Annotated in this window: 20 protein-coding genes; 10 read left to right on the top strand and 10 right to left on the bottom strand. The window is 61.1% G+C overall.

Annotated elements, in window-relative coordinates; all coding sequences use genetic code 11:
* Position 1 precedes the first annotated feature (1 nt).
* From N1937_RS25620 to N1937_RS25585, 8 genes are all read left to right on the top strand, one after another.
* Positions 2-757: an ABC transporter ATP-binding protein gene (locus N1937_RS25620; protein WP_260059177.1), complete on the top strand. Its 756-nt coding sequence runs from the start codon at positions 2-4 to the stop codon at positions 755-757.
* On the top strand, positions 754-1,482 hold the full coding sequence (locus tag N1937_RS25615) for an ABC transporter ATP-binding protein (protein ID WP_260059175.1): 729 nt from the start codon (positions 754-756) through the stop codon (positions 1,480-1,482). The genes N1937_RS25620 and N1937_RS25615 overlap by 4 nt, the downstream gene beginning before the upstream one ends.
* Positions 1,479-2,393, top strand: a complete 915-nt coding sequence (locus N1937_RS25610) for a branched-chain amino acid ABC transporter permease (RefSeq protein WP_162116215.1) — start codon at positions 1,479-1,481, stop codon at positions 2,391-2,393. Before N1937_RS25615 ends, N1937_RS25610 begins: the two co-directional genes overlap by 4 nt.
* Positions 2,390-3,427, top strand: a complete 1,038-nt coding sequence (locus N1937_RS25605) for a branched-chain amino acid ABC transporter permease (RefSeq protein ID WP_260059173.1) — start codon at positions 2,390-2,392, stop codon at positions 3,425-3,427. The genes N1937_RS25610 and N1937_RS25605 overlap by 4 nt, the downstream gene beginning before the upstream one ends.
* Positions 3,428-3,467: 40 nt before the next feature.
* Complete coding sequence (locus tag N1937_RS25600; RefSeq protein WP_260059172.1) at positions 3,468-4,253, top strand: coniferyl-alcohol dehydrogenase; 786 nt, start codon at positions 3,468-3,470, stop codon at positions 4,251-4,253.
* A gap of 24 nt (positions 4,254-4,277) precedes the next feature.
* Positions 4,278-5,723: an aldehyde dehydrogenase gene (locus N1937_RS25595; protein WP_260059171.1), complete on the top strand. Its 1,446-nt coding sequence runs from the start codon at positions 4,278-4,280 to the stop codon at positions 5,721-5,723.
* Between the two features lie 364 nt (positions 5,724-6,087).
* A complete protein-coding gene (locus N1937_RS25590) occupies positions 6,088-6,435 on the top strand; it encodes a DUF488 domain-containing protein (RefSeq protein WP_260059170.1) in 348 nt (115 codons plus the stop codon).
* Positions 6,436-6,716: 281 nt separating this feature from the next.
* A complete protein-coding gene (locus N1937_RS25585) occupies positions 6,717-7,670 on the top strand; it encodes a sulfonate ABC transporter substrate-binding protein (RefSeq protein ID WP_260059169.1) in 954 nt (317 codons plus the stop codon).
* A gap of 66 nt (positions 7,671-7,736) precedes the next feature.
* Here N1937_RS25585 and N1937_RS25580 read toward each other — a convergent pair whose 3' ends face one another.
* From N1937_RS25580 to N1937_RS25555, 6 genes are read right to left on the bottom strand one after another with little or no spacing between them, the layout of a single operon-like run.
* On the bottom strand, positions 7,737-8,060 hold the full coding sequence (locus N1937_RS25580) for a YciI family protein (protein ID WP_260059168.1): 324 nt from the start codon (positions 8,058-8,060) through the stop codon (positions 7,737-7,739).
* Positions 8,057-8,905 carry a dioxygenase family protein gene (locus tag N1937_RS25575; protein ID WP_017967613.1) on the bottom strand — a complete coding sequence of 283 codons (849 nt, stop codon included), beginning with the start codon at positions 8,903-8,905 and terminating at the stop codon, positions 8,057-8,059. Before N1937_RS25575 ends, N1937_RS25580 begins: the two co-directional genes overlap by 4 nt.
* Before the next feature lie 19 nt (positions 8,906-8,924).
* A complete protein-coding gene (locus N1937_RS25570) occupies positions 8,925-9,983 on the bottom strand; it encodes a maleylacetate reductase (RefSeq protein ID WP_260059167.1) in 1,059 nt (352 codons plus the stop codon).
* A gap of 1 nt (position 9,984) precedes the next feature.
* On the bottom strand, positions 9,985-10,965 hold the full coding sequence (gene tsdA / locus N1937_RS25565; RefSeq protein WP_017967615.1) for a gamma-resorcylate decarboxylase: 981 nt from the start codon (positions 10,963-10,965) through the stop codon (positions 9,985-9,987).
* A 47-nt stretch (positions 10,966-11,012) separates the two neighbouring features.
* Positions 11,013-12,245, bottom strand: coding sequence for a flavin-dependent monooxygenase (locus N1937_RS25560; RefSeq protein WP_017967616.1), 1,233 nt, complete (start codon positions 12,243-12,245; stop codon positions 11,013-11,015).
* Positions 12,246-12,255: 10 nt separating this feature from the next.
* Positions 12,256-12,795, bottom strand: coding sequence for a flavin reductase family protein (locus tag N1937_RS25555; RefSeq protein ID WP_017967617.1), 540 nt, complete (start codon positions 12,793-12,795; stop codon positions 12,256-12,258).
* 200 nt (positions 12,796-12,995) lie between these two features.
* Between N1937_RS25555 and N1937_RS25550 the strand changes: the two genes are divergently transcribed.
* Together N1937_RS25550 and N1937_RS25545 are read left to right on the top strand one after the other, a co-directional pair.
* Entirely contained in the window at positions 12,996-13,448 is a 453-nt protein-coding gene (locus N1937_RS25550; protein ID WP_017967618.1) for a MarR family winged helix-turn-helix transcriptional regulator, read from the top strand.
* A 181-nt stretch (positions 13,449-13,629) separates the two neighbouring features.
* Complete coding sequence (locus N1937_RS25545; protein ID WP_260059164.1) at positions 13,630-14,931, top strand: MFS transporter; 1,302 nt, start codon at positions 13,630-13,632, stop codon at positions 14,929-14,931.
* Between the two features lie 192 nt (positions 14,932-15,123).
* Here the strand turns inward: N1937_RS25545 and N1937_RS25540 are convergent, their stop codons facing one another.
* The 4 genes from N1937_RS25540 to N1937_RS25525 all read right to left on the bottom strand — a co-directional run bounded on the left by N1937_RS25540 (position 15,124) and on the right by N1937_RS25525 (position 19,572).
* A complete protein-coding gene (locus N1937_RS25540) occupies positions 15,124-16,023 on the bottom strand; it encodes a carbohydrate ABC transporter permease (protein WP_260059162.1) in 900 nt (299 codons plus the stop codon).
* Between the two features lie 11 nt (positions 16,024-16,034).
* Complete coding sequence (locus N1937_RS25535; protein WP_260059161.1) at positions 16,035-16,967, bottom strand: carbohydrate ABC transporter permease; 933 nt, start codon at positions 16,965-16,967, stop codon at positions 16,035-16,037.
* A gap of 85 nt (positions 16,968-17,052) precedes the next feature.
* Positions 17,053-18,357, bottom strand: a complete 1,305-nt coding sequence (locus tag N1937_RS25530) for an ABC transporter substrate-binding protein (RefSeq protein WP_260059160.1) — start codon at positions 18,355-18,357, stop codon at positions 17,053-17,055.
* 147 nt (positions 18,358-18,504) lie between these two features.
* Complete coding sequence (locus N1937_RS25525) at positions 18,505-19,572, bottom strand: ABC transporter ATP-binding protein (protein WP_260059159.1); 1,068 nt, start codon at positions 19,570-19,572, stop codon at positions 18,505-18,507.
* Positions 19,573-19,736 lie beyond the last annotated feature (164 nt).

The following is a 19,736-nucleotide window of genomic DNA, read 5'->3' as shown; positions in this document are numbered from 1 at the left end:
AGTGCTGCAGCGGGAAGCTCAAAGACGGCCGGGGGAAGCCTTTCTCTCGGCCAAAGGGATCCACAAGCGGTTCGGCGCGCTGGTGGTGCTGGAGAATCTGGATTTTTCCATGGGCGATGGCGAGGCGATCGGCATTGTCGGGCCGAACGGCGCTGGCAAGACCACCCTGCTCAGCGTGCTCGCCGGCGCCTTCCCGCCGAATGAGGGAAGCATCACCTTCGACGGCGTCGACGTCACGCGCCGGACGGCGGCGGAGCGCTGCCGGTCCGGGCTCGTCCGCACCCATCAGATTCCCAAGCCCTTCGGCGGCATGACAACCTTCGAAAATGTCTTCGTCGCCGCATCGCACGGCAATGCCGCAAGCCGCGACGAGGCCTATGCGCGCGTGGTGGATTCGCTTTCGCTCTGCGGCATGCTTGGAGTCGCCAACCGCCCGGCCGACACGCTTGGCCTGCTGGACCGCAAACGGCTGGAGCTTGCCCGTGCGCTTGCCACGCAGCCGAGGCTGATGCTGCTCGACGAGATCGGCGGCGGCCTGACCGATGGCGAGGCGAGCGAGCTGGTGGAAACCATCCTCGAATTGCGCCGCCGCGGTATCGGCATCGTCTGGATCGAGCATATCGTTCATATCCTGCTGCAGGTAGCGGAGCGGCTGATCTGCATGGACGCCGGCAGGATCATCGCCGATGGCGAACCGAAAATGGTCATGAACGACGCGGAGGTGGTCAAGGCCTATCTCGGAGGGACACCCGCATGAGCCTTCTCTCCATCCGCGACCTCGACGTTCGCCACGGGTTGCTCCAGGCGGTGCGCGGCGTCAGTTTCGATCTTGCCAAGGGCGAGGTGCTGGCGCTGGTCGGCGCCAATGGGGCCGGCAAGACGACGCTGCTCAGATCGATCGCCGGCGCCCATCTGCCATCCTCCGGCCGCGTCCTCCTCAACGATGAAGATCTGGCCGCCGTCCCGTCTCACAAGCGGATCGCCAAGGGCATCGCGCTGGTGCCGGAAGGCCGGCGCCTGTTTTCACAAATGACGGTGGAGGAAAACCTGCTTCTCGGAAAGAGCTCCGGCCGCAAGGGCGAGTGGAGCATCGACCGCGTCCTCGACGCCTTTCCGAACCTGAAACCCCGCCGTCACGCCAAGACCGGACATCTCTCGGGCGGGGAACAGCAGGCGACCGCCATCGGCCGGGCGCTGATGAGCAATCCCGATATTCTTCTCCTGGACGAGGTCTCGCTCGGGCTTTCGCCCCTGGTCGTCGATCGCGTCTACGCCCAATTGCAGGCCTTGCTCACCTCGGGAACGACCATCGTGCTCGTCGAACAGGATCTCGCCCGCGCCATGAGCGTCGCAAGCCGTGTCATCTGCATGCTGGAAGGGCGTATCGTCCTCGACCGGCCGGCCGCCGACGTCACGCGTGCGGCCGTCACCCAAGCCTATTTCGGATTGCACCGGGCAGCCGGCGAAAGGAGCGCATCGTGATCAACACCCTGCTCCAGGGCATCCTGCTCGGCGGTTACTACGCCGTTATCGCCTGTGGACTGTCCTTCATGTTCTCGGTCATGCGGATCATCAATCTCGCGCATGGCAGCCTGGCGGTCGCAGCCGCTTACGGGCTGTGGCTGCTCGCCGCCAAAGCCGGCATTCCGCCCTTCGCCGGCCTGCTGATCGTGCTGCCGGTCATGGCGGCCGCCGGCTGGCTGCTGCAGCGCTTCATTCTGGAACGCAGCGCCCGCGGGGGCACGCTCCTGCCGATCCTGACGACCTTCGGCCTGTCGATCGTCATCGACAACCTGCTGTTCGAGCAGTTCGGCGCCGACACCCGCTCGCTCGCGCCGTTCATCGGCAACCTGTCCTATGCATCATGGCAACTGCCGGGCCACATCTACGTCGGCAAGCTTGCCATCATGATGATGGTGACGGCAGTCCTCATTCTCGGCGGGCTGCAGTTGTTCCTGAGCCGCTTTGCGCTTGGTCGCGCGATCCGCGCCACGGCGGAAGATCCCGACACTGCGGGGCTGGTCGGCATCGACGCCCGCAGGGTCAACGCCGTCGCCACCGCGATCACCATGGTAACGGTCGGGATCGCCGGTGCGTTTCTCGGGATGCGGGCAACCTTCAGCCCCTATGCCGGCGGCCCGCAGCTTCTCTTCGCCTTCGAGGCGGCCGTCATCGGCGGAGCCGGATCGCTATGGGGCACGCTTGCCGGCGGCATCGTTCTCGGTCTTGCCCAATCGCTCGGCGCGCAATTGCATCCGCAAGGCTTCCTGATCGGCGGCCATGCCGTGTTCCTGCTGGTGCTTTTCGTCAGGCTGTCACGGTCCGGCATGCCGATCTTCGACAAACTCGGCGCACGTTTCAAACTGCGCACCCGTCTCCGGAGCCCGACATGAGCCCCAACGCTTCCCTTGCCTCCAACGGAATATCCATAGAACGCTGGACGAAGTCGTCGCGGGTGGCGCTTGGCTGCATGGCCGCGGTGCTCGTCCTGCTGATGTTTGCCCCCGCAGCGCTCGGCGCCGGCGCGATCGACCGGATGACGGCCCTGTTTATCTATGTGATCCTTGCCGCCATGTGGAATGCGCTTGCCGGTTTCGGCGGGCTGGTCTCGGTCGGCCAGCAGGTGTTCTTCGGCCTCGGCGCCTATTTCACCATCCGGCTGGCGGATGCCGGGCTCAATCCCTTCGTCGCGGTCTTTGCCGCCGCGATCGTGACCGGCGCGCTGTCGATCCCGCTTTCGCTGTTCATGCTGCGCCTGAAGGGCGGCGAGTTCGCGATCGGCATGTGGGTGATATCAGAGCTCGCCCATCTGCTGGTCAACCTCGACCGGCTGATCCAGGGGGAAACGGGCACCTCGCTGATCTCCCTCAACGTCTATGATAGCGGCACGCGGCGGGCGACGATCTACTGGCTCGCATTGACGGCCATGGCCGCCCTGCTCGGCGCGCTCTTCATGCTAATGCGCAGCCGTGCCGGCGCGGCCATGCAGGCGATCCGCGACAATGAGGAGGCGGCGACCTCGGTCGGCGTGCGGGTGATTGCAACCAAGAGGCTGCTCTTCGTGCTTGCCGCCTTCGGCATCGCCGTTGCCGGAGGCTTGTGGCTGGCAACCGCCACCACCTTCCAGCCGAAGACCTATTTGAGCGTCCAGTGGACGGCCTACATGATCTTCATGGTGCTGGTCGGCGGGATCGGCAAATTCGAAGGCGCGATCCTCGGCGCCATCCTGTTCTTCGTGATCGAGACCGTCTTCGGCGCTGCCGGCGTCTGGTACCTGATCGGCCTCGGCGCTACCGCTTTGATATTCTCGCTCTACCTGCCGCGCGGCCTTTGGGGCGAAATCGAGCGCCGCTTCGATTTTCAACTTCTGCCCGTCGGTTACCGGCTGAAATTGCCCGGTCCGACCAAGATCCAATGGAAAGAATGAGCCGGCTTGCCTCCGGGCCCTCTCGCGAAAGGTGACATTCATGCTTTTTGGTAAAACAATCCTGGTGACCGGTGTGGCTTCCGGCATCGGCGCCCGCACGGCTGAGCTGGCCGGCCAGATGGGTGCCGAAGTCATCGGCGTCGATGTCCGCGAGCCTGCCAGTGGAAGTGCCGCCTTCATCAAGGGTGACCTCTCCACAGCATCAGGCGTTGCCGAGATCGCGGCACGGCTTCCAACCCGCCTCGACGCGCTCGCCAATGTCGCCGGCCTTTCCGGCAGCAGCGGCGTCGCCTCGACGCTTGCCGTCAATTTCTATGGGCTTCGTGCCCTGTCGGAAGCCTTGGCGCCCCGCCTGCGCGAAGGCGGCGCCATCGTCAATGTCGCCTCGATCGCCGGCTACGGCTGGCGCGCCAATCTCGAGCGGGCGAAATCGCTGACATCAATCGAAGGCTTTCCCGAGCTGGCGGCAATCGTCGCTGAGCACGGCCTCAAGGATGAGGAAGGTTACCCGCTCTCCAAGGAGCTGCTGCTGCTCTGGACCATGCAGGCAGCCCATCAGCCATTGTTCAAGAACCGCGGGATCCGGGTCAATGCCGTCAGCCCCGGGCCGGTGGAAACGCCGATCCTCAAGCAGTTTCGCGCCGTGCTCGGCGATGCCAGGGTTGATAGCGACATCACCCGCGTCGGACGCGCCGGCACATCCACCGATATCGCGCCTGCCATCCTCTTCCTCTGCTCGGATGGCGCGCGCTGGATCAACGGCACCAATCTTGCCGCCGACGGCGGCCTCGAAGCTTCCATCAACGCCGAAGTCCTCGGCTTCTAGTTCTTGTCCCAAGGAGACCCTCCGATGAATATTTCCCTCCTCATCAACGGCGCAGACCGCGCGGCCTCCGGCGGCCGGACCTATGACCGCATCGATCCCTTCACCGAGAAGCTCGCAAGCCGGGCCGCCGCAGCAGGCCTGGAGGATGTTGCCGCAGCCGTCGATGCAGCCAGCGCTGCCTTCGGCGCCTGGTCGAAGACCGGCCCCGGCCAGCGCCGCGCGATCCTGATGAAGGCTGCCGACATCATGGATTCCAAAGTCGCCGAGTTTACCCGGCTGATGATCGAGGAGACGGGCTCAACTGCGCCCTGGGCCGGCTTCAACGTCATGCTCGCCGCCAATATCCTGCGCGAGGCCGGCGCCATGACGACGCAGATCGCAGGCGAAATCATTCCTTCCGACAAACCCGGCACGCTTGCCATGGGGGTCCGCCAGGCTGCCGGCGTCTGCCTGGCGATTGCTCCCTGGAATGCGCCGGTCATCCTCGCCACCCGCGCCATCGCCATGCCGATCGCCTGCGGCAACACCGTCGTCCTCAAGGCATCCGAACAATGCCCCGGCACGCACCGGCTGATTGCCACCGCGCTGACCGAAGCCGGCCTGCCGGCCGGCGTCATCAATGTCATCACCAACGCGCCGGAGGATGCGCCTGAGATCGTCACCGCGCTGATTGCCCATCCGGCCGTCAAGCGCGTGAACTTCACCGGCTCGACCAAGGTCGGCAAGATCATCGCCGAGACCTGCGGCAAATATCTGAAGCCCGCCCTTCTCGAACTCGGCGGCAAGGCGCCGCTGGTTATCCTCGACGATGCCGATATCGACGGTGCCGTCGGTGCCGCCATTTTCGGCGCCTTCATGCACCAGGGCCAGATCTGCATGTCGACGGAGCGGATCATCGTCGACGAGACGATCGCCGATCAGTTCGTCGCCAAACTGGCCGCCCGCGCCAGCCAGCTCCCGGCCGGCGATCCGCGCGGCCACGTCGTCCTCGGTTCGCTGATCAGCCTCGACGCGGCGAAGAAAATGGAGGAGCTGATTGCCGATGCGACGGCCAAGGGTGCAAAACTCGTGGCCGGCGGCAAGCGCTCGGGCACCGTGGTCGAGGCGACGCTGCTTGATCACGTTACGCCCGAGATGCGCGTCTATGCGGAAGAGTCCTTCGGCCCGGTCAAGCCGATCATTCGCGTCTCCGGCGAGGAGGAAGCCATCCGCATCGCCAACGACACCGAATACGGCCTGTCGTCGGCCGTCTTCAGCCGGAATGTCCAACGGGCAATGGCGGTTGCGGCACGGATCGAATCCGGCATCTGCCACATCAACGGCCCGACGGTGAACGACGAGGCGCAAATGCCCTTTGGCGGCGTCAAGGGCAGCGGCTACGGCCGTTTCGGCGGCAAGGCGGCGATCGCCGAATTCACCGACTTGCGCTGGATCACGGTCGAGGATTCCGCCCAGCACTATCCCTTCTGAGCCGGTTTGACAGGCTTCGCCGTGCCACGACGCCATTGCGGTCGTGGCACGGCCTATGCACAGACCGCAAAAGAGATTTCGCACCGCCCTTAGATCAGGATGATTTTAGGCCTGATCGGCCTAAAATCTGAATCCTGATCTAAATCAAAGAAATAGAGCATGATGTCGCCCGAAAACCGCGCACACTTTTCGGCATCATGCTCTAGGAAGATGCTTCAGCGGTCCGATATGGCGTGGGCCCGCGAAATAGCGCCGCGCCTGTTTGAAAAGGTTCCAGGACCTGTTCTCGGGCTCCAATCCGGAACCAAAACTTGTCACACGTATTCGTTCGAGAATGGGTTTCGATCTTGTGGCGGGCGAGCAAATGGCTTTGCACATCAAACGAATTTACGAGCCGAAAGACGATAAGGACGGCATGCGCATCCTGGTCGACAGGCTATGGCCTCGCGGGTTGAGCAAGCAGGATGCAGCAGTCGATATCTGGCTGAAGGATATCGCGCCAAGCCCGGCGCTACGCCGTTGGTTCGGCCACGACCCCGCCAAATGGACCGAGTTCCAGCGCCGCTATCGAGACGAGCTGGAAAAGAATCCGTCCGCCGTCGAGGAACTGAAACGCCAGATTGGGCAATCGGACGCGACGCTTCTCTACGCTGCGAAAGACCTGCACCACAATCACGCTATCGTTCTGCAGCACTTCGTCGGCGAAGGCTGACACGTCGGTGTGGTCGCATGGATCTACGAAAAATTCGCTCAGTGGAGCGATATCATATCGCCGGACTGCAGCCGATGGTGGAAAGCTCTGTTCAATCCTCAATCTCCTGAAACCGCGGAAACGACGTGCGCGGGGAACTGAACCAGCAGGCGCAGTTCTTTTTGCTCGCTGCCGGGACAGAACAAAAAAGCGAATCCCGGAGAAGCGGGCTCAGGAGCACGTATAATCTAGTAAAAATGTAGAGACACTTTAATTTGGCGTGATCTTATTCGGAGGGTATGATGAAGATCACAAGACGAGCTTTCACGGCACTGGCCGCAGGTGCCATCGCGACACCTTTGACGCATGTCCGGCCGGCTGGCGCGGCTGACAAGATCGTGCGTATCGGCTACCAGAAATATGGAACTCTGGTGCTTCTCAAGGGCAAAGGCTTGCTGGAGAAGAAACTCAAATCCATCGACTATACGGTTGAATGGACCGAATTTTCGGGCGGTCCCCAGCTCCTCGAGGCCCTGAACGCCGGTGCTGTCGATTTCGGATCGACCGGCGAAACGCCACCGATCTTCGCCCAGGCCGCGAACGCTCCGCTTGTCTATATCGCACATGAGCCGCCCGCCCCGCGCGGCGAAGCCATATTGGTCCCCAGGGATAGCCCGATAAAGTCGGTCGCGGAGCTGAAGGGCAAGAAGGTCGCCTTCAACAAGGGCTCGAACGTGCATTACCTGCTCGTTAAGGCACTCGAAGAGGCCGGCTTGACCTATGAGGACGTGGAGCCATCCTTCCTCGCTCCAGCCGACGGCCGCGCAGCTTTCGAAAAGGGCGCAGTGGATGCATGGGTCATCTGGGATCCCTTCCAGGCAGCTGCGGAAGTGGCGATCGAAGCGAGAGAGCTCAGAAACGGCGAGGGCATCGTTCCCAATCACCAGTTCTATGTCGGCACGAATGCGCTGGTTGACGGCCACGCCCAGGCGATCGATGTCTTGATCGACGCCATTTCCGAGATCGACGAATGGACCAAATCCGACACCGCGGCTGCGGCTGCAGAGCTATCACCGTCGGTCGGCATCCCCGAACCTGTCCTCGTCAAGGCGCTCGAACGTCAGTCCTATGGGGTCAAGAGCCTGGATGACTCTGTCGTCGCGCAGCAGCAGAGCATCGCCGACACCTTTTTCAAACTCAAGCTCATTCCCAAGGAGGTGACGATTGCGGACGTTGTCCGCAAGGGCAAGGCGTAGTGCTCATCGACGTGGAAGACGCGGATGTCCACCTGCAGAGGGAAGGTAGCATGATGGTTCCACTGGTCAGCTTGAGCAATCTGTCGACCGAGGCATCCCCCTCGCCAGAAGAAGCCCCAAAGTGGGCCGCCATTCGAATACATCGATGCTGCGGTAAACACCGGAGCGGACGAAGGGATCTTCAGCACTGAACGCCTCGAACTCGGCGAGCGTTTCGACTTCCGCGATCACGACGGCGGTCGAACCCTTGCCCTCCGCCGGCGGTGCAGAAGGTCCGGAAAGCAAGATGCGGATCGCCGCGCCATTCAGATAGGCCTTGTGTTCCTCGAGCAATCGGGAACGCTCGCCAGCCTTGCCGGGGTCGGATAGCGCATAGCGAGCAACGATCATTGTCTATTCTCCCCTGGCGTCAGCACGAAATCGAAATCGGAGCGCCAGACCGTCGCACGATCGACACGCTCGAAAGGCGCGACCAGGCTGCTTTTCACACCAAACACCGTATCGGATTCCAGATAGGGATCGTCGCCGACAAAAGTGTGGGTTACGAGCTTCTGATAAGCTGAAGCCGTGATCAGGTAATGGGTATGGGCAGGACGGTAGGGATGGCGGCCGAGGCACGTCAACATCTGGCCGACCGGGCCGTCATCCGGGATCGGATAGGAAACCGGCTTTATGCCGACGAAACTATAGGTGCCATCTGCGCCGGTGACGAAGATGCCCCGGTTGTTCCACTTCGGCTGGATATCCGGCTGCTGGACGTCGTAGAACCCATCGGAATTATCCGACCATACATCGATCCGGGCTCCCTCGATCGGATTGCCGTCAAGATCCAGCACTCGGCCGACGAAGAGACAGCTCTCGCCTTTGCCATCGAGTGAGATGTTTTCGCCCATCTGCCGTACAGGCGCCCCTTCGACATGGAACGGACCGAACACTGTATTTTCGGTGGCGCCTGGCGGACGCCGGTTGTTGATCGCATCCACCAGCATCGAGAAACCCAGCGTGTCGCTCAGCAGGATGAACTCCTGTCGCTCGTCATGGCAGAGATGGCCGGTTCGGGTCAGGAAGCCTATGGCCAGCTCCCATTCCTCCGGGGTCAGGCTGATATCCTTGGCAAAGGCATGCAGGTGCTTGACAAGCGACGCCATGATTTCGGCCAGACGTGGATTAATGTCCTGCCCCATCCGCGAGTTGACAGCTTCCGCGGATCTCTCTTCGCTGAAATATTCAGGCACGTGGCCATCCTCCTAAGCGTTAACGTGGCCGCGCGCCCTCCCAGGCGCTCTGCAACAAGGCCCGGATCGCTTCCCGTTCGATGGGCCGCGGGTTCCAGTAAGGGTTCTGCTCGGCGAGTTCCGCCGCACGGTCCAGATCGGCTTCCTTCATGCCCAGATCTCGCAGCGCCATGGGGGCGCCGATCGAAGCAGCAAAATCATAAAGACCGCCGCCCAGCGAGCCGCCGAAAAGATAGGCAGCGGGCTCTAGCGCATCCATTGCGGCCTCCGCGTTATAGGCAGCAGAATGGGGAAGAATGATCGCATGGGTTTCCGCATGCGGCAGATCGAAGCTACCGCCCAGCGTATGGCAAAGCTTGTGATGCAAGGCCATTCCAACCGCTCCGAGCACCGTGCCGCACAGCCAGGAGCCGTAAAGCGCTTCGCTTCGCGACTCGATATCCCCAGGTGCATTGACGATTTGAGGTAAAGCCTGCTTCAGCGCGCGCAGGCCCTCGACCGCCATCATCGACGAAATGGGATTGCGGTCCCGTGCGTAGAGACCTTCGACCGCATGCGCCATTGCATTCAGTCCGCTGCTGACACTCATGTTGACCGGCAATCCCAATGTCAATTCGGGGTCGTAGATCACCACTTCGGGCAGGATGCCGGCCCCGCGGACCGTGGTCTTCTGCCCGTTCTCGGTCTGGCCGAGGATCGGTGTAACCTCCGACCCCGCATAGGTCGTCGCTACCACGATTTGCAGAGCGTCGTTGCGATAGGCGATTGCCTTGCCGAGACCGATCGTCGATCCGCCGCCGATCGCGACGACGCAATCGGCACCGGCTGCGTTATATGTCGCCATCGCGCGCTCGGTCACATTGACCGGCGTATGCATCGTCGCATGGTGGAACAGTCCCGCCGCAAGCGGGCCGAGAGATGCAGCGATCCGTTCAGCTTCCGCTTTCTGGTGCGGGGTCGATAGGATCAGGGCGCGCTTGCGGCCCTGCCCAGTCATTGCATCGGCGAGACGGTTCAACGAGCCGCTCCCGAAGAAGATCTGGGCCGCGCTGCCCGTGTATTTGAAAGGTGCAACCATGCTATCGATCGAGTTTGAAGAGTGAAACCGCGTTGGTGCGACCAATCTTCAGGCGGTCGGCTTCGGAGATGGTCGTGCTGTCGAACCAGTTTGCAGCATGGTCGACGTTTTCGAATGGCCAGTCTGTCGAGAACAGAATTCGGTCCGCTCCGATTTCCAGCATTGCATCGATAAGCGATTGCGTGCGGAAGTTTCCCGACGTCGTGATATAAAAATTCTCGTTGAAATAATCGGCAATCGGGCGTTTGGCCGGATAGTTCTTCTCCACCTTGACCCACGCATTCCGGTTGTCGATGCGCCACATCATGTATGGCAGCCCCTCGCCCATGTGACCAACGATGATCCGCAAAGCCGGATGCTCGTCAAACAGCCCGGATCCCATCAAGCGCAGCGCATGAACGGCGGTCTCCTGGGCGAAGGCCCATGTCGGGCCCATCAGCCAGGAATGGCCAGCATAGATCCGGCTGTCCTCCGGCAGCGGGTTGCGCGGATGCAGATAGAAGGGAACGTTGAGCCTTTCGACTTCGGCCCAGAATGGACGATATTGCGGCAGGTCGTAATATAGCGGCGTCGTTCCGTCGCCTTCCTGGGAGAAGCCATTGACCAGCGCGCCGACGAAACCCATCGTCGTCACGCAGCGCTGCAATTCCTGCGCAGCTGCATCCGGATCCTGCAGGGGCAATGCTGCAAATCCCAGGAAACGGTTCGGGTTCTTGACGCATTGCTCCGCCAGAAAGTCATTGGCGCGTCGGGCAATATCCAGGGCCTTTGCCTTATCCGGGATTGCTTGGACAGCCGGAGCGTTCAGCGACAGGATCATCTTCTCGATGCCGTGGGCATCCATCAACCGCAGACGCTTGTCGTGGATATCCAGGAGACGGGCTGACAGTTCCGTCCAGTAGTCGCCCGGCACGAATCCTGCCGAATCCTGCAGCGTCTCGGGGATGGCGAAATGTTCTTCAAGCGCGATCTTGCCTTGCACGATATGATCTCTTTCCTGTCTTAAATCGAAATACTGCGGATGGCGGATCAGAATTGTCCCTTGGGCGGAAGGCCGAGCAGTTGCTGGCCGGCCATGGTGCCGACGGCATCCCAATTCATGGAAATATGGCGTCCGACGGCATTTGCATCACGCCATGCCCGCTGGACGGGGTTGGACATCTGGAGGCCGAGGCCGCCTGTCGATGCATTGAGTGCCTCCACGGCCCGAAGGGCCAGGCTGACCGCAAAGGACTGGCTGCGGCGGGCGAGAATGCGATCTTCTTCGGTGATCTCGCCGGTGCCATCCTCGCGGGCCTGGGCCAGTTGCTGCGCCCGGGCAATATCCCGCAGAATGATTTCGCGGGCGGCATCCACGGATGCGGAGGCTTCCGCCACGCGAAGCTGGATCGTCGGAAATTCAGCAATCTTGTTGTTGCCGCCGGCCACTGCACCGCGTGTCACACGGGCCCCCATGTGGTCGATGTAGCTCTCCAGGGCGCCCTTCGCCGCACCGACGGCTGCGCTGCCGAGGCAGAACGGAACCCCCATGAGCAGCGGAATGTTGAAAAGGCCGATACCCTCGTAGCCACGTCCGCCCGGCGTCCTGCCGGAGGTCGCATCCGGAAAGCTCAGAATGCGGTATTCCGGAACGAAGACATCCTTGAGGATCAGGCTTTTTGAGCCGGTGCCCGCGAGGCCCACCACATCCCAAGTCTCGTCAATGGTATAATCGCTGGCAGGAACCAGAAGGAACGCCGGAAGAGGACGTTCCCCCTCGCGATTTGGCGGAATGATTGCCGCACAGAGCGCCCATTGCGCGTTTTCACATCCGCTCGCAAAGGCCCAATCGCCGGATAGCCGGAAACCACCCTCGACGCGTTCCGCCATGCGGACCGGCGCATAGGAACCGCAGAGCAGCGCATCCGGATCGCTGCCCCACACGTCCTGTTGAACCCTTTCATCGAACATGGCAAGCAACCATTGATGCGCGGAAAGAAGACCGGCAACCCAGCCGGTGGAGGCGCAGGCCGCCGACAGTTCGATATTTGCATCGACAAGCTCGGCAAAGGATCCTTGGTCGCCGCCAAAGCGGGCAGGCTTGACGATATCGAAATAGCCGGCGGAGCGCAGCAGATCGATGGAGCGCGCCGGCACACGGCCGGATTTTTCGGTATCGCGCGCGCCGGCCCGGATTTCGTCCAGTATCGGGGCGATGCGATCTGCAAGGCATGCGGTCTTGACCCGCGCCGAGGCGGGAAACAGGGCGGCTGTATGGTTCATGGAACTACCTTCAGTTCTGGGATGCAGGAAGCGCGTGCTGTGGCGCGCAATATTTCGAATTCTCGTACATCAGTGCGATTGTGTTTTCGGAATGGCGTGTATCCACCACCTGCCCGATGAAGATGGTGTGCGTTCCATAGGGAACTGCGCCCATGCGGCGGCAGACAACAGAGGCATGAGCGGAGCCCAGCACCATCATGCCGCGCTCATGGCGAACCCAATCGGCAGCGTCGAACCGACGCTCAGGCGCAATCTTGCCGCTGAAACCTTCCGATACGGCTGCCTGCCTGTCGGTCAGAATGCTGACTGCGAATTCCGGCACTTCGAGCAGCATGTTATGCAGGTAGGTGCGATTGTTCAGGCAGATGATGAGAGATGGCGGATCCATCGAAAGTGATGTGACGGCGGTCGCCGTCATTCCATGATCCGCGCCGTTGCGACAAGCAGAAATGACCGTCACCGTCGCCGGGAAACGGCGCATGGTCGATCGAAACGCATCGCTGATCGGTGCGGGGGCCGGCGCTATGCCGAGGGCAGCAGTGGCAGACATGATTTCCTCCCGTGTCTCCTTGGCATCTAGATTATTGCATTTGCAACTGTTGTCAACGCAAATTTAACAATCAGCTGGAAAATGCTTGATCTACCCAGCCCTTCTCGGCGACTGAAAGCCAATCGTGTTGTCATCCCGGTAATTTAGGTGCATGTCGGAGAGAGCCCCCAGCAAGCCGAATCCCGCCAGCAGACAGAGACATGTACAAACTTACCGATTCCGTTCCCTATCTTCTCAATCGCGCCGGCGTGCGGATAGCCGAGGTATTCGCGCAGAGAATCGCCGAAGATAATCTCAGCGTGGCGATGTACCGGGTTCTGGCCATGCTCAAGGAGCGCCGGGAAAGCACCCTGGGGGATCTCGCCGACGTCGTCTCTGTCGAGATTTCGACGCTTTCGCGCCTCGTCGGCACACTGGCCAAGCGCAAGCTGGTATCGCGAACACGGCCGGAAGATAACGGCCGCATCGTCATCGTGAAGCTGACCCCCCAGGGCGAGGCGCTGACGGAAAGGCTCATGCCGCTTGCCGTCGAGCTTGAACGCACTGCGGTCCAGGACATGTCGGACGAGGAGGTCGCAGCCCTGAAGAAGGCGCTGCGCCGCATGCACAGCAACCTGCCGGCAATGTCCGGAAAGGGAAAAGTTGCGAGCTGAAAAGTTTGCAGTTGCAAATATTTTATTCGCAAGTATTTAATAGCGTGTCATCGTTGTCTTGACATAGCCCGTTTGCGGGTGAGTCTGGCGCTGGGAGGAACCACGCCGGCAACGATCCAGGAGATTTGTACACGGATCGACGCGGACCTGCCGCTGGCAGGAGCGTACTTCCTGTACGCAAATGTATGGGGAGGGAAAATTGGCCATACAAGATCTCGCTATTATCAATGAACGTGTTCGCAGCCCGAATATCATCATTGCCCTTTGCGGTCTGCTGATCCTGTTCGACGGCTATGACCTGATCGTTTACGGCGCAGTCGCGCCGGCGTTGCTCGGTAAAGCCAGTTGGGGCCTGACGCCGGGCATGGTCGGACGGGCTGCCTCCATCACCCTGTTCGGGATGCTGCTGGGCGCTCTCGTTGCCGGAACACTTGCTGACAGGATAGGTCGTCGCAAGGTCATCATCGGCAGTCTGTTGAGCTTTTCCGTGATGATGATCGGCAGCGGTCTTGCGCCGAACTTTCTCGTTTTCGAGGGAACACGCTTTCTCGCCGGCCTGGGTCTTGGCGCTCTTTTTCCAACCGTAACCGCTTTGATCATCGAGTTTTCTCCGCCGAAGCGGAAGGCAATGGCCTATTCGATTGCTCTTCTGGGTTACCTGGCCGGCGGCATCATCTCGGGCATGCTCGGAATGCTGTTGATTCAGGAATACGGATGGCGGCCACTGATGATTATCGGCGGCGCACCGATCCTGCTTCTGTCTTTCTTCATCCGGCTCATCCCCGAGTCCCCCGAATGGCTGGCAACGAAGAACCGTCAGACCGAAGCCAACCAAATTGCAAACCAGTACGGGCTGCCCAATGCCGTCGCCAGGCCTGCTGCGTTACGCCAGGTCGGCATCCGGTCGCTGTTTTCCGAAGGTCGCCTGCTGCCGACATTAAACGCATGGAGCATCCACTTCTGTTCGCTTCTGCTGACATTCGGCATGGTGAACTGGCTTCCGACCATCATGAACAAGATGGGCTATGACCTCGGTTCTGCTCTCCTCTTCTCCGTAACGCTCAATCTCGGAGCCGCCGTCGGCCTCCTGATCGGCGCAAGGATTGCCGACCGCGGAAATGTCAAAATTGTCGTGGCAGGTATGTTTCTTCTCGGAGCCTGCTCGATCTGGTTGCTGACGCAGATGGATCAGGGCCTCCAGGTCTATGGTCTCGTCGCACTTGCCGGTACGGGAACGATCGGCACCCAGATCCTCGCCAACATTCTCGTTGGAAATCTCTATCCTGTCGAAATCCGCGGAACCGGCCTTGGCTTCTCGCTCGGCATCGGTCGTATCGGCGGCATGATAGGACCGGCTATCGGCGGTGCGGTTCTGGGTGCGGGCCTGGCTCCGCAGTGGAACTTCTACATCTTCGCATCGGTAGGAGCCTTGGGATGCGTGCTCGCACTCATGACGTTGCTATATCGCAAAAAGGCTGATTGACGGCCAGATTGTCGGCAGGTCTGGCATTCAGAACCTGCCGACAATGCAAACCTTGTGAAGCCAAATTCAGCTTGTTTCCAGTAAGCGAGGCTGCTGTACTGGAACGCCGGTCAACAAGCGGCGCGAGCAGACGGTATGGCCGTCCCCATACTGCGGGCAATGCGCCGACCGTCAACAAGATCCAGCCACGTGCTATTCTTTCACTGCACCGGTCATCGATGAGACGTAGTAGTCCACGAAGAACGAGTAGAGGATGACCACCGGGAGCGAGCCGAACAGCGCGCCCGCCATCAGCGATCCCCATTCGAAGACGTCGCCGCGCACCAGTTCGGTCAGCACGCCGACCGGGATGGTTTTGTTTTCCGAGGACTGAATGAAAGTCAGCGCGTAGATGAATTCGTTCCAGGACAGCGTGAAGGCGAAGATCCCGGCGGAAATCAGCCCGGGCACGGCGAGCGGCAGGATGATTTTGGTGAGAATCTGCCATCTGTTGGCGCCATCCACCAGAGCGCTTTCCTCCAGCTCGAAGGGGATCGAGCGGAAATAGCCCATCAGCAACCAGGTGCAGAAGGGAATGAGGAAGGTCGGATAGGTGAAGATCAGCGCCAGCCGCGAGTCGTAGATCCCGAGCTTGAAGACAATGAAGGCAAGCGGGATGAAGAGGATCGACGGCGGCACGAGATAGGCAAGGAAGATCACCAGGCCGACCGAGCGGGAGCCGGTGAAGCGGACGCGCTCGATGGCATAGGCGCCGAAGACTGAGGCCACCAGCGAGAGAAAGGTGGAGCAGACCGCGACCAGCATCGTGTTCCACAGCCAGCCCGGATAGGATGTCTCGAGGAACAGGTATTTGATGTGCTCGAGTGTCGGTCCCACCACCCAGAAGGGGCTGTAGTTGCTGTAGTCGGTGAGCTGCTCATTCGGCTTCACCGCGGTGATCGCCATCCAATAGAACGGGAAGAGCAGCACGAAGACGAAGACGGCCATCGGCAGGTAGAGCATCACGATCCGCCGCGGCAGACGGTTCAGATAGCTCATGCCTTCGGCATTGTCGGTCACGACCTGATCGGCGGCGTTTGAATTTATCGACATCGTTGTTCTCCCTAATCCTGGCCGCCCTGTTGCCATTTGCGCCGCTGCAGGCCGAAGAAGCTGAACATGATCGCGCCGAGCAGGAAGGGCACCATGGCGACCGCGATGGCCGCACCCTCGCCGAGCTGACCGCCCGGAATGCCGCGTTGGAACGATAGCGTCGCCATCAGATGCGTCGCGTTGACGGGTCCACCCTTCGTCAGCACGTAGATGAGCTGGAAATCCGTAAAGGTGAAGAGCACCGAGAAGGTCATCACGACGGCGATGATCGGTGTCAGCATCGGCAGCGTCACATAGCGAAAACGCTGCCAGTTCGTGGCGCCGTCGAGCGAGGCGGCCTCCTGCAGCGACGCCGGAATCGTCTGCAAGCCCGCAAGCAGCGAGATCGCCACAAAGGGAATGCCGCGCCAGACGTTGGCGACGATGACGGATATACGCGCGTTGATCGGGTCGCCGAGGAAGTTGATCGGTCCGCTGATCAGCCCCAGCTGCATCAGCGACCAGGAGATGATCGAGAATTGGGAATCGTAGATCCACCAGAAGGCCAGCGCCGAAAGCACCGTCGGCACCACCCAGGGAAGCAGCACGATTGCCCGGAAGAAGGATTTGAACGGCAGGTGCTGGTTGAGCAGCATCGCCAGCCAGAGGCCGAGCGCGAATTTCAGCACCGAGGCGATGGAGGTATAGAGAATGGTGTTGAAGACCGACAGCCAGAAGACGCTGTCGCCCATCAGGAATTGGTAGTTCTCCAGCCCGATGAAGATGCCGTCGCGGCCGATCCTCGTATCTGTGAAGCCGAGCCAGACGCCCAGCCCTAGCGGATAGGTGAGAAAGCAGACGAGGAACACTGCCGCCGGCAGCATGAACAGGAAGCCGAGCACATTGTTGTTCTGCAGGAGCGAAGAGATCGGCCCGCGCCTGTCCTCCGAATTCGCCATCGACATTGCCTATCTCCCAGATTGCACTTGAACTCCCAGAGGATTTCGCGGCATGCCGAAGCCGGCATGCCACTTTGCTTTGAAGCTCGGCTCAGACGCGATAATAGCGGTTTGCCCGCCGTTCAGCTTCCTTCATCGCATCTTCGGGCGACATCTGGCCGGTGACGGCGGCCGCATACATGTCGACCAGGACGTAGTCGGCCATGGTCGCTGCCGAGGCATAGCCGAGGGGTCCGGCATAGCCGTTCGGACGCAGTTTTTCCGAGGCACGCGCGTAAGGCGCATGGACTGGATCGGATGTCCAGATCGGGTTGTTGGCGAAAGCCTTGAGCGGCTGGCAGCAATAGGCGCTGGAACCCTGGATCCAGGCATTCATCTGGTCGGCTTCCATCATGAACTTGATGTAGGCCTTCGCCGCTTCCGGATATTTGGTGTGTTTGAAGAGAAGCAGCGAGCTCGTCTGGAAAAGCTCGGCGTTCTGACCGACCGGACCGATCGGGAAATTCGTCGTGCGGATGTCCTTGGCAATCTCGGCGAGTTTCGGGTCGTTCTTGGCGGTGTAATAAACCGAGACGCCGTTGGCGATCAGCGACACCTGGCCTGCGAGGAAGGCGCGGTTGTTGTTGACGTCCTGCCAGCTTTCCGTGCCCGGAATGAAGGTGGCATAGAGCTCTTTGGCGTAGTTGATCGAAGCCAGCGTTTCCGGGCTGTTGATCGTTACCTTGCTACCCTCGTCGACCATCTTGCCGCCATGGCTCCAGAGCAGCCAGTGGGCGTAGTTATTGCCGTCGCCGACGGCTTTGCCGTGTGGGAAGCCGGCCGGCGTGCCCTTGGCTTTCATCGCCTTGCAAAGTTCGAGGAAGCCTGCCGTATCCTTCGGGAATTCGCTGAAGCCGGCCGCCTTCACGTGAGTGTCGCGATAGACCACCGCATTGCCGATTGCGGTCAGCGGCATGGCGATGAAGGTGTCGCCGCGCGCGGCATAGCCCTTCAGGCCATCATACCAACCGCCATACTTGTTGCCGAGATAGTTGGCGAGCTCGGTCAGGTCGACCAGCTTGTCGGGATACTGGTGAGCGTCGTCGAACCAGCACATGATGAGGTCCGGGCCGGAGCCGACATTGGCCGCGACGGCCGCCTTTGGGCGGATATCTTCCCAGCTTTCCTTGTCGATGCGCACCTGGACGCCGGTCGCTTCTGTGAACTTCTTGGTGTTTGCCAGCCAGGCCTCCTCGTCGCCCTTGACGAAGGGCGTCCAGCGCAGCAGCCGCAGGCTAGCACCGCTTTCCGGTGTGTAGGTCGGTTCGGCCTGCGCGAAGGTCGGCCGGATGCCGATGCCGGCGGCGCCGGCGACGGCAGCCGAGGCGGCAAGAAAGTCACGTCTCTTAATCCTCATGGTACTCCTCCTCTTCAAAACAGCGGGTGCGAACTCTCCGGCATTCACCTCCCGCTTGGTGAACGACGGTCCTTGCATCCCTGAAACGGGGTGCTGCCGGCCTGCGGGCGACGGGGCTCCTCCGCCCCTCGCAGCCGCCGGACGGCGTCAGTCGGTCAATCTCCGGCCGCTCTCGGCATCGAAGAGATGAACATGCGCGGCGTCGATCGCAACGCGCAGGGTCTCGCCCGGCCGCGCGCTGACGCGTTCGCGGAAGACGCAGCTGAGATCGCTGCCAGCGAGCCTGAGGATGAGATGCGTCTCGTAGCCCGTCGGCTCGATCACCACGATTTCCCCGGGCAGGCCATTGGCATCGAGCAGCATGTATTCCGGGCGAAGCCCGTAGACGAGGTCGCGGTCGATGGCGTCGGCGGGCGGATTGGCAACCGGGAGCGCGGTGCCATCCGGCGCCTTGAAACGTGTCGGGTTTTCAGGGTCGAGCCTGCCCTTGATCATGTTCATCGCCGGCGAGCCGATGAAACCGCCGACGAAGAGATTGGCGGGCTTGTCGTAAAGCTCGAGCGGTGTGCCGATCTGCTCGACGACGCCGTCATGCATGACGACGATCTTGTCGGCCATGGTCATGGCCTCGATCTGGTCGTGGGTGACGTAGACCGTCGTCGTTTTCAGCCGCTGGTGCAACTCCTTGATCTCGGCGCGCATGGCGACGCGCAGCTTCGCATCGAGATTGGATAGCGGTTCGTCGAACAGGAAGACTTCCGGATCGCGCACGATGGCGCGGCCCATGGCGACACGCTGGCGCTGGCCGCCGGAAAGCTGGCGCGGATAACGGTCGAGCAATTTATCGAGACCGAGGATGCCTGCGGCGTATTTCACCCGCTTCTCGGCTTCCGCCTTCGGCGCCTTGTTCAGCATCAGCGAGAAACCCATGTTCTGCTCCACCGTCATATGCGGATAGAGCGCATAGTTCTGGAACACCATGGCGATGTCACGGTCCTTGGGCGGCAGCGTGTTGACCACGCGCCCGCCGATCTTGATCTCACCGCCGGAAATATTCTCAAGTCCCGCCAGCATCCGCAGAAGAGTGGATTTTCCACAACCCGACGGGCCAACCAGGATCACGAACTCCCCGTCGGCAATGTCGATATCCACGCCTTTGATCACCGGAAATGATCCGAATGATTTCCGCACATCCGCGAATTGAACGCCTGCCATACCCACTCCTCCCAGAAATTGAGCGCTACATGCTATGTCTTCGTATTTTCGTATATCTTGCCGACGGCCTCATCTTCTCAAGGCCCTCAGCCGCTGCAGTCCCGCATATGCGGGTGTGCCCGGGCGGTACTCTCCTCCTATGGGGCGGTTTTAGCCCCGCTCAA

Source organism: Rhizobium sp. WSM4643 (assembly GCF_025152745.1).
GTDB lineage: Bacteria > Pseudomonadota > Alphaproteobacteria > Rhizobiales > Rhizobiaceae > Rhizobium > Rhizobium leguminosarum_I.
This window is presented reverse-complemented; position numbering and strand designations above follow the sequence as displayed.

Bases quoted from the DNA above. Each gene is read 5' to 3' on its own strand.
- N1937_RS25615 (WP_260059175.1), top strand. From the start codon at position 754: ATGAGCCTTCTCTCCATCCGCGACCTCGACGTTCGCCACGGGTTGCTC.
- N1937_RS25605 (WP_260059173.1), top strand. From the start codon at position 2,390: ATGAGCCCCAACGCTTCCCTTGCCTCCAACGGAATATCCATAGAACGC.
- N1937_RS25600 (WP_260059172.1), top strand. From the start codon at position 3,468: ATGCTTTTTGGTAAAACAATCCTGGTGACCGGTGTGGCTTCCGGCATC.
- N1937_RS25595 (WP_260059171.1), top strand. From the start codon at position 4,278: ATGAATATTTCCCTCCTCATCAACGGCGCAGACCGCGCGGCCTCCGGC.
- N1937_RS25590 (WP_260059170.1), top strand. From the start codon at position 6,088: ATGGCTTTGCACATCAAACGAATTTACGAGCCGAAAGACGATAAGGAC.
- N1937_RS25585 (WP_260059169.1), top strand. From the start codon at position 6,717: ATGAAGATCACAAGACGAGCTTTCACGGCACTGGCCGCAGGTGCCATC.
- N1937_RS25580 (WP_260059168.1), bottom strand. From the start codon at position 8,060: ATGATCGTTGCTCGCTATGCGCTATCCGACCCCGGCAAGGCTGGCGAG.
- N1937_RS25570 (WP_260059167.1), bottom strand. From the start codon at position 9,983: ATGGTTGCACCTTTCAAATACACGGGCAGCGCGGCCCAGATCTTCTTC.
- N1937_RS25560 (WP_017967616.1), bottom strand. From the start codon at position 12,245: ATGAACCATACAGCCGCCCTGTTTCCCGCCTCGGCGCGGGTCAAGACC.
- N1937_RS25555 (WP_017967617.1), bottom strand. From the start codon at position 12,795: ATGTCTGCCACTGCTGCCCTCGGCATAGCGCCGGCCCCCGCACCGATC.
- N1937_RS25550 (WP_017967618.1), top strand. From the start codon at position 12,996: ATGTACAAACTTACCGATTCCGTTCCCTATCTTCTCAATCGCGCCGGC.
- N1937_RS25545 (WP_260059164.1), top strand. From the start codon at position 13,630: ATGTATGGGGAGGGAAAATTGGCCATACAAGATCTCGCTATTATCAAT.
- N1937_RS25540 (WP_260059162.1), bottom strand. From the start codon at position 16,023: ATGTCGATAAATTCAAACGCCGCCGATCAGGTCGTGACCGACAATGCC.
- N1937_RS25535 (WP_260059161.1), bottom strand. From the start codon at position 16,967: ATGTCGATGGCGAATTCGGAGGACAGGCGCGGGCCGATCTCTTCGCTC.
- N1937_RS25530 (WP_260059160.1), bottom strand. From the start codon at position 18,357: ATGAGGATTAAGAGACGTGACTTTCTTGCCGCCTCGGCTGCCGTCGCC.
- N1937_RS25525 (WP_260059159.1), bottom strand. From the start codon at position 19,572: ATGGCAGGCGTTCAATTCGCGGATGTGCGGAAATCATTCGGATCATTT.